The 13,013-nt window shown below is 71.3% G+C and carries 10 protein-coding genes; 3 read left to right on the top strand and 7 right to left on the bottom strand.

The annotated features are described in order from the left end of the window. Positions 1–44 precede the first annotated feature (44 nt). On the top strand, positions 45–791 hold the full coding sequence (locus ACZ4VW_RS25785; protein ID WP_467966300.1) for a DsbA family protein: 747 nt from the start codon (positions 45–47) through the stop codon (positions 789–791). A 199-nt stretch (positions 792–990) separates the two neighbouring features. Here the strand turns inward: ACZ4VW_RS25785 and tpg are convergent, their stop codons facing one another. From tpg to ACZ4VW_RS25760, 5 genes are all read right to left on the bottom strand, one after another. Next, complete coding sequence (tpg, locus tag ACZ4VW_RS25780; RefSeq protein ID WP_467966299.1) at positions 991–1,548, bottom strand: telomere-protecting terminal protein Tpg; 558 nt, start codon at positions 1,546–1,548, stop codon at positions 991–993. Between the two features lie 12 nt (positions 1,549–1,560). Beyond that, positions 1,561–3,756 carry a telomere-associated protein Tap gene (tap, locus tag ACZ4VW_RS25775; protein ID WP_467966297.1) on the bottom strand — a complete coding sequence of 732 codons (2,196 nt, stop codon included), beginning with the start codon at positions 3,754–3,756 and terminating at the stop codon, positions 1,561–1,563. Between the two features lie 21 nt (positions 3,757–3,777). Then, on the bottom strand, positions 3,778–4,158 hold the full coding sequence (locus tag ACZ4VW_RS25770) for a hypothetical protein (protein ID WP_467966295.1): 381 nt from the start codon (positions 4,156–4,158) through the stop codon (positions 3,778–3,780). Positions 4,159–4,659: 501 nt separating this feature from the next. Continuing rightward, on the bottom strand, positions 4,660–6,522 hold the full coding sequence (locus tag ACZ4VW_RS25765; RefSeq protein WP_467966293.1) for a hypothetical protein: 1,863 nt from the start codon (positions 6,520–6,522) through the stop codon (positions 4,660–4,662). Between the two features lie 962 nt (positions 6,523–7,484). After that, positions 7,485–8,363 carry an alpha/beta fold hydrolase gene (locus tag ACZ4VW_RS25760; protein WP_467966291.1) on the bottom strand — a complete coding sequence of 293 codons (879 nt, stop codon included), beginning with the start codon at positions 8,361–8,363 and terminating at the stop codon, positions 7,485–7,487. 135 nt (positions 8,364–8,498) lie between these two features. Here ACZ4VW_RS25760 and ACZ4VW_RS25755 point away from each other — a divergent pair, with 135 nt between their 5' ends. Next, a complete protein-coding gene (locus tag ACZ4VW_RS25755) occupies positions 8,499–10,436 on the top strand; it encodes a BTAD domain-containing putative transcriptional regulator (protein ID WP_467966289.1) in 1,938 nt (645 codons plus the stop codon). 488 nt (positions 10,437–10,924) lie between these two features. Here ACZ4VW_RS25755 and ACZ4VW_RS25750 read toward each other — a convergent pair whose 3' ends face one another. Continuing rightward, complete coding sequence (locus ACZ4VW_RS25750; protein WP_467966287.1) at positions 10,925–11,278, bottom strand: glycosyltransferase; 354 nt, start codon at positions 11,276–11,278, stop codon at positions 10,925–10,927. Positions 11,279–11,818: 540 nt separating this feature from the next. On the opposite strand from ACZ4VW_RS25750, the gene ACZ4VW_RS25745 reads away from it, so the two are divergent. Then, entirely contained in the window at positions 11,819–12,505 is a 687-nt protein-coding gene (locus tag ACZ4VW_RS25745; protein WP_467966285.1) for a hypothetical protein, read from the top strand. Here the strand turns inward: ACZ4VW_RS25745 and ACZ4VW_RS25740 are convergent. After that, entirely contained in the window at positions 12,489–12,884 is a 396-nt protein-coding gene (locus ACZ4VW_RS25740; RefSeq protein WP_467966283.1) for a hypothetical protein, read from the bottom strand. The genes ACZ4VW_RS25745 and ACZ4VW_RS25740 overlap by 17 nt on opposite strands. Positions 12,885–13,013 lie beyond the last annotated feature (129 nt).

The raw sequence follows: 13,013 nt of genomic DNA, 5'->3' as shown, positions 1-13,013 counted from the left end.
GGAGCGCCTAGAGTCTGCGCGGTCAAAGGGGAGGGAATCCGCAGGTGAGGAACGTAAGAGGGCTGGCCGCCACAACCGCGGCCGGAATCGCTGTGCTCATGATGGCGGGCTGCGCACCGAAGGCGCAGTCCAGGGATGACAGCGGCGCCGGCACACCGCTGCCGGCGGCATACACGGGTGTCGAGGAGCTGCCGGAGAAGCTGGCCGCGGACGGCACGACGATCGTGGTGGGCGATCCGGCCGCGGCAACGACGGTCCGGCTGTACGAGGATCCACGCTGTCCGGTCGTCGAGGAGTTCGAGGCGACCGGCGCCCCGGCTCTACGCGAGATGACGCTGCGCCGCGAGGCGAAGACCGAATACACCCTCGCGTCCTTCAGGGACGACCGCGTGGGCGGCGACGGATCGAAGAGGGCGGCCAATGCCCTTCGCGCGGCGCTGGACGCGGGCAAGTTCACCGAGTACCACGCCGTGCTGTTCGAGAACATGACCGAGAACGAACTCGCAGGCGGTTACACCACGGCGTCCCTGCTGAAACTCGCCGGCCAGGTCGAGGGGCTGCGGAGCGAGACTTTCGACTCCGCCGTGACGACGATGAAGTACAAAGACTTCGTCACCGCATCACAGAAGACGTATGAGGCAGCCGGGGGCGACGACCCACGCGGCCCTGGCACCCCCACGGTCGCCATCAACGGCATCCAGATCACAGGTGGCCAGTATGGCTGGCTCTTCGAGAAGGAGTCGTTCGACCATCTCCTGGACTCAGCCCACAGCGATTCCGAGACCGGGTAACACAGGGCGGGGCTGCTCCTCGGCACGACGGGCAGCACAATTCGGGAGCGGCGGCTGATCCGCGCCCCGCCATGGGGGTTCAGATACGCCTGCGGGCCGCAATGCTCATGGCTGCCCTCAAGCGTATCTGGGCTGCCCCCTATGGGATGGGGAGATCCACTGAGCAAGTGCGGGGTCACCCTCGAGCAGGGGGCGGCTGCTAGAGGTCGAACTCGAGGTGTTCGATGTCCGTGAACCGGACTTCTTCCAGGGAGCCGGCGCGGCGGCCGCCGTCCTGAAAGTAGACCTCCTTGAGTCCTTCGGCTGCGATCTGCCGGAGCTGCTGATCGGTGGCGCCGGCCTGCTGGGCGTCGAAGAGGCGGGCCGCGTACTGCGGGGGCAGGGCGACGGTCAGGTGACGGATGCGGTCCTGGTCGGTCGAGCCGATCGGCGCGGTGTAGCCCATGCGGGCGCGGGTGTCGATGACGATGCCGCCGGTGCTCGCCGCCTGCTTGCGGGCCTTGGCGCGGATCTGCGGCTGCCACCGCTTCTTCACCTCACGCTCCATCCGGGCCGCGAGGTCCGGGCGGGGCTTCTTGATCTGGTCCTTCACATACCGCTCGACGGTGCGCTGGGAGACCCGCAACAGTTGGGCGACCGCCTTGGTGCCCTTGAGCTGCTTGACCAGGTACCGCATCTGCGCGCCGGCGCTTTTCGGCACCGGACGGGTGAACGCCTTCTGCACCGCGGCTTCCAGACCGTCCCCGAACAGGCTCATCGTCGCCTCCTCCTACTCTCCGTTGTCGGTGACGGTGACGGTGCCGTCCTTGATGTACCGGGCAAGGTTGAGTTCGGGGGCGTTGAACCGGTCTCGGGCCTCTTCGCCCCACAGGACGCTCTGGGTGCCTTCGTGCTTGACGAGGCCGGGGTTGATGCCGAGCTTGAAGCCGCCGGGCAGTGGCTTGCCCTCGCGGTAGGGCAGGAAGTCCAGCGGCGAGGGGCCGCCTGCCGCGTAGACGACGCAGTCGGACAGGATCGCGACCGGGTACTGGCCGGTGAACGCCGCGTGCTTGACGATTTTGCGGTGCAGGTTGATGCGGGTGCGGGAGATGACGGCCGCGCGGATGTCCGGGCGCCACGTCGGGCGGGCAAGGGCACGCCAGGGCTCGCCCGGCCGCCAGCCCTCCCCGCGCGGGCGTTCGCGCAGCTTGCCCAGGCCGCCCTTGACCGTCGCCTTGATCGCGGACGTCACGATCGCCAGCTCGGGGTTGCGGCTCTTGAAGTTGCCCATCGCGGCGAGGAAGTCTTCCGGCGACAGGTTGGCGTCGACGCCGAGGTCGGCCATCGTGGCGAGATAGGCATCACGCAGCCGGGTGTACCAACTGTCCAGGTAACGACCGTTGTCGTACCGGACGTACGCCTCCAGCGGCGCGACGTCGTAGCCGAGTTCCACCGCGTAGGCGACGGTCGGCGTCGCGTACCAGGCCGGCCCCTCCGGTCGGTCGCCCTTCGGTGTGAACGGGGAGGGCAGCAGCGAACCGTCCAGCTCCACCCACTCCTTGCCGGCCTTTACCCGGGACAGGTCGACGTGGGAGAGGTCCACCAGCCACGAGCCGGGCAGCTTCGGATCGAACACCGGGCTCTTGACGTGTGTCGGCGCTCCGAGGCCGACGACCAGGCCGTTGGCGCCCGCGGCGAAGGCCATGTTCACGTCGATGCCGACCAGGTACCGCAGGGTGCACTCGGCATCCGTCATCGGCCGCGCCCAGTCGTACGCCTCCTCGAACAGCTTCTCGCCGGGGCCGCGGACGTGGAAGCGCGGCAGGTCCTTCAGGAGCGGGTGCCCGTCCGGGGCCTCGCACGGTGCGCAGTCCACAGGGTCCTTGCCCAGCGAGCCGGGGTTGTGCTCGGAGTGCCGCCTCCCCGTCGCGTCGGCCTCGGACGCACGAGTCGGCGGGTGCAGGGCGGTCATCAACTCCAGGCCCGTCACGGCCGTGGAGCCGCGCGGCGTCATCACCCGGGAGGCGTACACGCCCAGCACGCGGGCCAGTTCCGCCGGCGGGAGCTGTCCGGCGTCGCCCCAGTGCCGGGAGTCGAGGGCGTTCCACGACGGGATGCACAGCTGCACGCAGGCCCGCTCCGAACCGGTCGCGGGGCGGTAGATCCGCGCCCATGGCCCGAAGCCCCGCTTCGTCAGCTTCCACTCCGCGCGCACCAGCTGCTTGATGACCTTGTGTCCCTCCGGGATCCGGCCGGCGAGCCGCTCCTCGTCGGTGAGAGTGACGGGGAGGCCGTAGCTTTCGAGGGCGGCCTCGGTGAGGACGAGCAGCGGGTCGGCGTCCTTGCCCGGGCCCGACAGCTTCGGCTGCCCGAGCTTCGCCTCCTTGAGTGTCCACTCCACCAGGGACGGCAGGGACTTGGCGGGAACGTCCAGGACCAGGCCGCCGGTGCAGTACGCCAGCACCTGGCCGTCCTCGACGTCGATGACGGCCAGCGGACCGTTGGCGAACCGCGGATCGGTACCGTCCACCGGGGCGCCGGCCGAGGCGGCCTTCTTCGCCACCGGGCGGCGCGACGCCGACGACGGCCTGGTGCGCGCCGGACGCGGCGCGGCAGTCGGAGCAGCATCGACGGGAGCAGAGGCAGAAGGCTGAGTGTTCTCGGTTGCGGTCTTGGCCGCATCCTCGGGGGCCTGATCCGCGGGCAGGGTCCGCGCCTCCGCCGGGGCGGGGTAGCGCTGGGCAAGGCCCTCGAGGAGACGCCGGTAGGCCTGGAGGCGTTCGGCCTTCGGTTCGGCCCGCCCCTCCTCCCACGCCTGGATGCTGGGCACGCGGGTGCCGAGGGCCTGTGCGACGGCGGCCTGGGTCAGGCCGGCCGCCTCACGCAGACGGGCACGCTCGGCCGGGGCGGGCAGGACGTGGCCGTCGTCGACGGCGGCGAGGAGTGCGTCGACAGCGGAGAGCGGATCGGAGGGCGCATGGCTCATGAAAGGGTGGTCTCCTGCCGGCTACCGGATGCCCTGACGGATTTCTTCAAGACGTGTCACCAGCCGTTGATATCGCTGGGACGCGGCCTGGGAGGACTTCATGCCCTGGTGAAGGGCGATCTGCCGCCACTCCATGCCGCGGCGCCGGGCTTCGAGGATGACCTGTGTCTCCAGCCGGTCCAACGCCGTCCGCATGTCCTCGAACAGAGCGAGGGCCGCGGCCACATCGTCGTCCGTCACACTTCGGTCCCCCGCGCCGCCGTTCTGCGCGGCACCGGCCAGCAGTCTGCCGAGCAGGGCGGCATCATGCTGCAGAGCGCACGCGGGCACGCCGTCGCCCAGTGGGAGGTCAGCCAGGCCGGCCAAGCGCATGCGGTGTTCGATCCCGGTGTCGTCCGACATGACTCCCACCCTACAGTTGGATCAACGAAACAACGGAATGTTGACTCATTGGCTGGCTGGGTGCCGCGGGAAGGGGATACGGCAGGAGTCACTGCGGGGAACCGGTCGCCCGTGCGGGTGGATCTCGAGGGATGCCGCTTGAGCATCTGGGTGTAGCCGGCGATGCGGTGGTCGCAGTGGCGCAGCCCAGTGAGCCAGGCTGTCGGCGAGTGCGGCATGGTGCAGGAGCCCAGGTCCGCTCGGGTGCTGCGGGGCCGCCGCGGTTCCCAGAAGGTCGCGACGTGCGCCGGTCCACGGGTGGTCGAGGCCGGCGGAGCGGAGGCGTTCGGCAACCTGGTGGCGGGCGGCCTCAGCGGCACCGTACGGCCAACCGGTATGCGTCGGTGCGCGGAACTGCTCTCCGTCCTGAGGGACGCGGCTCGCCCGCCGCAGGCCAGGGAGCTGAGCGAGACCTGCGGCCCGGTCATCGACGTGCGGCCCGAACACCGACCTTCGGGCCGGTCACAGCAGAAGCAGCACCGCCACACCCCACAGCGCCGACAGTGCTACCAGTGGCGGCCCGACCGGCATGCCTTGCCGCCTTGACGGCGCCTCCTCCAGCGGCCGTAGTTCCGGATCAAGCACCAGCGCCCGCAACTCCTCGACGGTGCGCACCGCATGCGGCTCGCGGTCCAAGCGGCGCTCCAGCCACGCCCAGCCGGTGGGGGTGAGCTCGACGGACGAGTCCTTGGCCCGGTCGACGCGGATGCCGTCATCGGAATGGCGTACGGACGTGATCGAATGCCATGGGATCCGCCGTACGCGCCATGCCCCCGTCACCCACAGCCCGTCACGGTCGGCGGTGATACGCCACGTGAGCGCCGTCGCCACGGTCGTCACCAGCCACGGCAGACTCACGGCGAGCCACAGCCAGTGCCACGACAGCCCGTCCTCGAGCGCGGCCCAGATGCCGCCGCCCTGCACCAGCAGCAGGCCGAGGCCCACGGCGCGCGAGAAGCCGTGAGCCGTCCACGTGCGCGCGCTCTCCGAGGGTGTCATGCCGGCGGCGATCTCGTCGCAGGGCCGCTGCGGGTTCTCCCGCTCACGGCGCCGCTGCCCGCGCTCCACCAACCCTGGGGCGGCCGGCTTCACCGCGGTGACACTGCACTGCACCGACACCTCGACGTCGTCTTCGTCGTCGAACGCGACGAAGACGACTTCGGCGCCGGTGTAGGGGACGCCGTACAGGACGGCCTCCCGCAACGGCGGGGGAAGATCCTCGCCCTTGAGAATCTGCGTGATCTTGTCGAGTTCAACGACGGCTGCGTCGTCGTCGCCCTCGTCCTCCTCCTCTTCCTCGAAGGCGTACAGCGAATGGAAGTGCAGGATCGGCCGAAGTCCCTCCGGGTCGTCGGCCGCGAACACCCAGGTGCGGCCGTCGTCGTGACCCTCACGCACCAGCACGTGCAGCACCGGCAGCGGCCCGCGCCGCAGCCGCTGCGAACGGGTCCGCCCGTCCACGCCGTTCGCGAGGAACGCCAGCCCAGTGACGAAGCCGGCCAGCGTCAGCAGCTCCCAGCCGAAGATGTCGTACGGCTCCGCGACCAGCGCCGCCCAGTCGCCGTCCACGACGATGTCAACCCGGCTGCCCACGGGAAAGTCCTCGGGGTAGGCCGTCTCGAAACGATGAGTACGCCCTTCGGCCTCCACCTCGAGAAAGTCGATGTCGTCGTCCTGCTCCAAGTCCGTGATCCGTCCGGACAGGTGGGTGGCTCCCGCGGCCCGCTCCTCGTACTCGTGGGCGACCTGCCGGCCTTGCCAGCAGCCGAACCCGGCGGCTGCCAGCAGCAGCGCGGCCAGGACGAGGGAGAACCGGCCCCGGCGGAACGTCCGCGCGGCGGCGGGCAGCGGCTGCGCGACCGGTCCGGCCGCCTCCAGGGCCCGCGCCCGCTGCCGCTCCGCGGCGGCCAGCCGGTGGATGAGCCCGGCGGTGGTGAACGCGGCGGCCAGGAGGAACACGAGTGCGGACGGTTCGCTGAGCGCCGCCGTGAAGCCGCCCTTCAGGGCGAACCCCGTCAGCACGGCCGCGAGCCCCACGAGCGCGAGCCGCGGCTGCCGCCACACCCAATACAGGGTCAGCAGCAGCACGACGGCTGTCCCGAGGCCCAGCCAGTCAGTGCCGCATGGGTCGGCGGAGGTGCAGGGGGCGACGGAAGCCGCCACGATGTCCCACACCAGCGAGGCGACCAGCACCAGCAGCGCCCACAGAGGGTGTGCCCACCGGGCGGGCGCGGCAGCGAGCCAGCGCTGGGCGTCGGGGGTCCGCCAGTCGTCGGTACCGGGCGGTATGTGTTCGGCGGGCAACGGCACCGGAGGTCTGTTCACCCGCGCATTATGACCACGCGCGTCGTAGGTGGATCGGCCTGGTGGCGATCGGTCGTCATCAGAGCCTGAGAGGGGCGCCCTGCTGCGACCGCCGCCCGGATACGCGCGCGGCGATCTCCGCTGTGGACTCCACACCCGCTTCGCCGGCACCGATCGCGCGGGAGCGTCCGGCCGGGCGGCGCAGGTCCGCAAGGGGCCTCTCGGGTCCCTGGCGGCGAGCGGGCCATTCCGCCCGGTTCTCTGCCGCCGTGTCCAATCGGAGGGGCATCGGTGTAGCCGCGGGCTCGGGTGGCCACGGCGCGAAGAAGTCCTCCCCCGCCTCGCATCGTGGCTCGCGCCCGGCGGCCACCTCATCCTGAGCGGCGTCATCAACACCATGGCCGCCGGCTCACCCAACCCCGTCGTACGCGCCTTCACCCAGGCCTGCGACCGCGCGCTGCTCACCACCCTCAACAGCGATCGATCTGAACTACGCCCGCGCCTACCCCACCCCCCTCAACGACACCGGTCTGACCGACATCGCCACAACAGCCGACATCCCCCTCGTACGCGCCGACAACCACACCGCCCGCTTCTGGGAACTCACCTTCACCACCATGCGCACCGAGATCCTCGCCACCGGACTCATCGACCCCGCCGACTGCGACACAGCCATCGACCACCCCACCACCCCCGGAAACCACGAACTCGGCTACATCCGTTTCCGCCTGGGGCCGCCACACCTTTCGCGCGGCACACAGCCCGCCCGCCGGCGGCGGGGACGAGGCGCCATCGGCGTCGTCCCGACGCCTTGCCCCCGCCACCCCCTTCCTTCGCTCTTTTCGATGTCCAGCCATAACGGAGCGTCACTCGGCACGGCCGTAGGAAGGCGGGCGGTTCACCGGCCACCGGATCGCGGCGTCGGCCCGGTGGCCGGGAACGCAGGGCTCGCCCGCCGCCTCCCGTGGCCCGCGGTGGACGGCTCAACGGAGCAGCAGGTCGCGGATCGCCTCCGTGATCTCGTCGGGCGCCTCCTCGGCCATGAAGTGCCCCGCGCCGGTCAGCCGGTGGTCCAGATCCGGCGCCCACGCGTGCCAGACCGCGGCGGCGTCGTAGCCCAGTCGCGCACCCCAGTCCTGCTGGACGACCGTCACGGGCATGGCCAGCTGGGAACCGGCATCCTGGTCCGCCTGGTCGTGTGTGACGTCGATGCCCGCCGAGGCGCGGTAGTCCGCGACGATCGACGCCACGGCCGCGGAGCTCGCCCGCAGGTACGCGGACCTGACCGGTTCCGGCATGGCGGCCGGGTCACTGGCCCAGGCGTCGAGGAAGGAGCCGAAGAAGGCGTCGGCGCTGTTGGCAATCATTGTTTCCGGCAGGCCCGGGGGCTGCGCCATGAGGAACAGGTGGTAGCCGACCGCCGCCGAGAGACCGTGCAGGACGTTCCACATGTCCAGGGTCGGCACGACGTCAAGGATGGCCAGGTGCGTGAGGGTCTCGGGATGGTCCAATCCCGCCCGGAAGGCGACCAGGGCGCCCCGGTCGTGGCCGACCAGGGCGAAGCGCTCATGGCCGAGCGCCGCCGCCAAGGCGACGACATCGGCGGCCATGGTGCGCTTGGAGTACACCTCAGGGCCGGTGGCCGCCGGCTTGTCGCTGGCACCATAGCCGCGCAGGTCGGGACAGATCACCGTGTGCTCGCCGGCGAGCCGCTCGGCGACGTGCCGCCACATCAGGTGGGTCTGGGGGAAGCCGTGCAGCAGCACGACCGGGCTGCCGCTGCCGCCGACGGCTGCGGCCAGCTCCACTCCGTCGGTGCCGGGCAGACGAACGTGGTCGAAGCCGGGGATGGTGAGAGTCATGAAAGGCCCTTCCTGGGGGGCGGGGACCGGCGAGCGCCTTGGTCCGGGGAGCGACGGAATCAGCGTGGGCGACGCCGATCAGCAGCCGATCAGTACGCTTCGACGCCGCGGACCCGCGGCACGGAAGATGAGGGCATGCGAATCGACGTACTCGGTGCCGTGCGGGCCCTCCACGACGACGGCACCCCGGTCGAGCTGGGCGGACCACGCCACCGTGAGGTGCTCGCCCGGCTTGTCGCCGCCGGGGGACGGATGGTCGCCACCGATACCCTCGTGGACGACCTGTGGGCCGAGCCGCCGGTGCGTGCCGTGGGTGCGTTGCGTACGTTCGTCGCCGCGCTGCGCCGCGCCGTCGAACCCGGCCGGCCGCCCCGCACCCCGCCGCGTGTCATCGTCACGGAAGGCCCCGGCTACGCGCTGCGCCTGCCGCGCGACGCCGTGGACGTCCACCGGTTCGAGGACGCCCTGGCCCGCGCCCGGCGTACACCCGATGGGCTCACCGACCTCGACGCGGCCCTCACCGCCTGGCGCGGCCCCGCCTACGCCGACGTGACCGGCTCCGCGTGGGCCCAGCGCGAACGGACCCGGCTGGAGGAGCTGAGGCTGGACGGGGTGGAACTGCGCGCCTGCCTCCTCCTCGACTCCGGTTCAGGAGCCGAGTTGGTCGCCGAACTGGGCGCCCACGTCACCGAACACCCCTGGCGTGAGCCGGCCTGGGGGCTGCTGGCCCGCGCACTGCACCGGGCAGGCCGTCAGGCGGACGCACTGGCCACCCTCCGCCGCGCCCGCACGATGCTCGCGGACCAGCTCGGGCTCGACCCCGGTGCCGACCTCCGGCGCCTGGAGACGGACATTCTTCGCGGAGCTACGACGCTCCAGCCCCCACGTACCGTGTGGACCGCAGGCGTACGACTCGGCCCGCGCACCACCGTTGAACTGGCCCGCACCCTGGCCCTGGCGGGCGGCGATGCCCTCATCCACTCGCGGCGCGACCGCCTCGCCGCCGTCCAGGCGGCGGAGCGCACCGGAGACATCACTCTGACCGCCCGCGTCATCGGCGCCTACGACGTGCCCGCCCTCTGGAGCCGGGCCGACGACCCCGAGCAGTCCCGCGCCGTCGTCGCGGCGGCCGAGCGTACCCTCACCGCGCTCGGCACAGAGGGCCCCGCTGAGCTCCGCGCCCGCCTGTTGGCCACCGTTGCGGTCGAGAGCCGCAGCGCCGATCTGTCCGCAATCGAACGGAGGCGCGCCGGGCAGGCGGCGCGCGAGGCCGAGGCGCTGGCCCGGGAGCTGGGCGATCCCGCCCTGCTGGCGTTCGCCCTCAACGGCGTGTTCCTTCAGTCCTTCACCCGGCCAGGGCTCGCGGCGGCACGGGACGTGATCGGCGCCGAGCTCCTCGACCTCGCCACCCGGCACGAGCTGCCGAGCTTCGCCGTGCTCGGCCGGCTCATCCGCCTCCAGTCCGCCTCCGCTCTCGGCGACCTCGACGCCGCGACCGCACATGCCGAGGCCGCCGAGCAGCTCGCCGTCAGCACCGAGGCCTCTCTTGTCCCCGTCCTGACCGGCTGGTTCCGGGCCCGGGCCACGGCCACCCGCAGTACCGAACCGGGCGGGCCGACCGCCGCCACGGCCGCGGCCCACTACCGCGCCGCCGAAGACGCCCTCGCCGAAACAGCGGGCATGCCGGGGCTGCACCGGGGCCTGTTCGCCCTCGCCCTCCTGGGCCTGCGTCTCCTGCACGACCGTCCTGCGCCCACCGATCCCACCCTCGACTGGGGCCCGTACCACCCCTGGACGCACCCCTTGGTGCTGCTCGCCCGCAAGCGGGACGAGGAAGCCCGTACCGCCCTGACCAAAACGCCCGAACCACCCCTTGATCACATGCAGGAGGCACTCTGGTGCCTGACCGCCCACGCCGCCGCCCGCCTCGGCGAGCGCCCGGCCGCCGCCCGCGCGGCAACGGCCCTGCGTGCCGCCCGCACCGAACACGCGGGCGGGGCGAGCGGGATGCTGACGCTGGGGCCGGTGGCGCGGTATCTGGCGGAGGCGGAAGCCTGCGCCGACAAGAGATGAACCGAGATCGTCCGCGGACCCACTCCCCCACCTGCCCCGCTCCACGTTGACCAGGTATCGGCGCCGCAAACCAGTCGCGCAAGATGGCGCGCAGCTCTCGATTGCCGGATGACCTCGATCCGAGCCTCGGTGTCGCCCTGCCCACACGAGCCGAACGGCCCGCACCGTCACCCGGCGCGGGCCGTTCACCACCCAAGAACCCACCGGAAGGGGGAAGTCCGGCAGACCCTCCATATCCAGAGCGGTCCCATGCGCTCACCACCCCGCATGCCCCCGATCCCACAACCCACACCCCCAGCTGTCCGACCGAGCAACCCGGACAGCCGGGACAGCCGAGGCAGCCGGGCCTACCAAGGGTTGGCGCGGTGGACCGTAGAGACGGCTTGTGGTCAGCGCTGCGATCGGCGTAAGCCCGTGCGATCACACCCTGCTCCCCTGGGGATACGCCGTGCGCAAGGGGACAGGCCCGGGCGCAACGCCGAGGGAGGTCAGCCGCATCGGCCCAGCGAGCCGGACAAAAGCAGCACCTCGCTGGTCTGGGCGGCCTCGAGCAACTCGTCGGCCATCTCTGGAAGCGCCCTTCGGGCCAGGGAGACAAGTTTCAGGAGCTTGCCGGCGTCGGTGGCGCTGTCGTGCAGTGCCCGGCCTTGGGCGGAATGCAGCTCGGCGTGAGGATCGACCGGCAGCGCATGGAAACCGATCCCCGCCGTGGCGGCCATGGAAGCGAAGCGTGCATGGGTCACCAGAGTCACGTCGTGGCCCGCCTGCGCGAGGGCGTGCCCGAGTCCTGTGAAGGGCGCTACGTCGCCGTACGATCCCGCCGTCATCACCGCTACCCGCATGACGTCAGTATGCCGTCGATAACGGGCACCGCCTTTTTGCCCACGCTGCCGTGGACGTCGGTGTCCGGCAGCGCCCCGTACGTGGCCGCGTAGGCGGCGGGCCAGGTGATCGGGCCGTGGCCGCTGTACCGCCATGAGGAGTACGGCCAGGGCTGTGGCGGCTGACGCAGCGAGTCACGAGTCGCACACAGCCTTCCGATGAGAGGGTCAAGCCTGCAGTAACCCCCGCGGGGCAAAGAAGCCTCTTGCGGAGATGCCGTCAACCGACGCCGGGGCGCGTCCGGCGCGGAGCCGCAGTAGTGAGCGACAGCAATGGGGCGGCGGGTCGTGCGTGCTCTGGGTTCTGCCGTGGAAGGCTCACTCGGTGATCAGGACCTGGCCGAGCAGCGCGAGGCCGCCATGCGGACCGTACGGGTCGGCCGGCCGAACCTGGCTGGAGCCTGCACCACCTCGCGGGTGACCCGCTGGAGAACGCGAGCCACCCCGCGAACCCTGACCCGCCGAGACCGACGTCGCATTCGACCGCAAAGGCCCGCCCACGTGACCGGACATTCACCCGAGCCGACCCAGGGCCCGGAACCGCACGACTCCTTCGGCGAGCGCCGGTGGCCGATGGCGGGGGCCGTCATCGCGGCCATGGTGCTGACCCTCCTCCTCCCCGACGACCTCAGACTGGCGCCTCGCTGGGCCCTCCCCACCCTGGAGGGCCTCCTCCTGCTGGCGCTGGTCGCCGGTGACCCGGGCAGGATCAGCCGCCGCTCGGCGGCCTTGCGCACCGCCTCGATCGCCTTGGTGAGCGTGCTCGCACTGAGTGCCGTCTGGTCGACCGTCCAACTGATCGACGACCTGATCCACGGCAGCAAGGAAACCGGCTCCGCCGAGAGCCTGCTCCAGGCCGGCGGCACCGTGTGGGCCTGCACCGTCCTCGCCTTCTCCCTGCTGTACTTCGAGCTGGACAGCGGCGGAGCGGCCGCCCGCGCCCACCACATGCCCCCGACGCCCGCGCTCGCCTTCCCGCAGCAGCTCACCCCGGCATTGGGCGGCCCCGGCTGGCGGCCCCGCTACATCGACTACCTCTACCTCGCACTCACCAACGCCACCGCGTTCAGTCCCACCGACGTCATGCCCCTGGCCCCCTGGGCCAAGATCGCCATGGGGGTGCAGTCCCTGGTCTCCCTGCTGATCCTCGGCCTCGTGGTAGCCCGCGCCGTCAACGTCCTCGCGTGAAGAACTGCCGGGAGGGCCCGGCCGGCCCGCCCTCACCCTCTCTCGTGGTGCGCACCCGTGCGAGGTGGAGTGGACCGTTGGACGACGTCGTGGAGGGCTGCCGTCGGTTCGAGGAGCCGCGGCTCGGGCGGTGGGCGAAGATGACGGCCTCGATCTCCGGCGTCGCGGCGGCTCGGGTGGTCACATCAAGGTCGCGCAGGAGCCTCACACGCGGGGCGTCGCTCTCGATGATGTGGCTGATGAGCACGATCCACCTCAGAACCGGCGTGCTAGAAGAGCACTGCCCAAGCAGTTGACCGAGTGTCAGGGAGAGCAGCCCCTCCGACGAGTCGACGCACAGCGTGACAGTCGGCTGTTCCACCAGCACGTCGTCCTTCATGACCGGTCCGAAACAGTTTCACGGCCCGGCAGGTGCATCACTCGCGCTGATCACACCGGTCGCGGGCCTGTGCCAACCACAACTGGTGCCGAGGAGGCCACCCCGTACGCTGCCCGGTGACTGGACTGG

It is taken from the genome of Streptomyces sp. NPDC029139, assembly GCF_055564335.1.
This window is presented reverse-complemented; position numbering and strand designations above follow the sequence as displayed.

What these genes read in the sequence shown, in the direction of transcription:
- ACZ4VW_RS25740 (WP_467966283.1), bottom strand. Translation starts at nt 12,884, where the DNA reads ATGAAGGACGACGTGCTGGTGGAACAGCCGACTGTCACGCTGTGCGTC.
- ACZ4VW_RS25760 (WP_467966291.1), bottom strand. Translation starts at nt 8,363, where the DNA reads ATGACTCTCACCATCCCCGGCTTCGACCACGTTCGTCTGCCCGGCACC.
- tap (WP_467966297.1), bottom strand. Translation starts at nt 3,756, where the DNA reads ATGAGCCATGCGCCCTCCGATCCGCTCTCCGCTGTCGACGCACTCCTC.
- ACZ4VW_RS25750 (WP_467966287.1), bottom strand. Translation starts at nt 11,278, where the DNA reads ATGCGGGTAGCGGTGATGACGGCGGGATCGTACGGCGACGTAGCGCCC.
- tpg (WP_467966299.1), bottom strand. Translation starts at nt 1,548, where the DNA reads ATGAGCCTGTTCGGGGACGGTCTGGAAGCCGCGGTGCAGAAGGCGTTC.
- ACZ4VW_RS25755 (WP_467966289.1), top strand. Translation starts at nt 8,499, where the DNA reads ATGCGAATCGACGTACTCGGTGCCGTGCGGGCCCTCCACGACGACGGC.
- ACZ4VW_RS25770 (WP_467966295.1), bottom strand. Translation starts at nt 4,158, where the DNA reads ATGTCGGACGACACCGGGATCGAACACCGCATGCGCTTGGCCGGCCTG.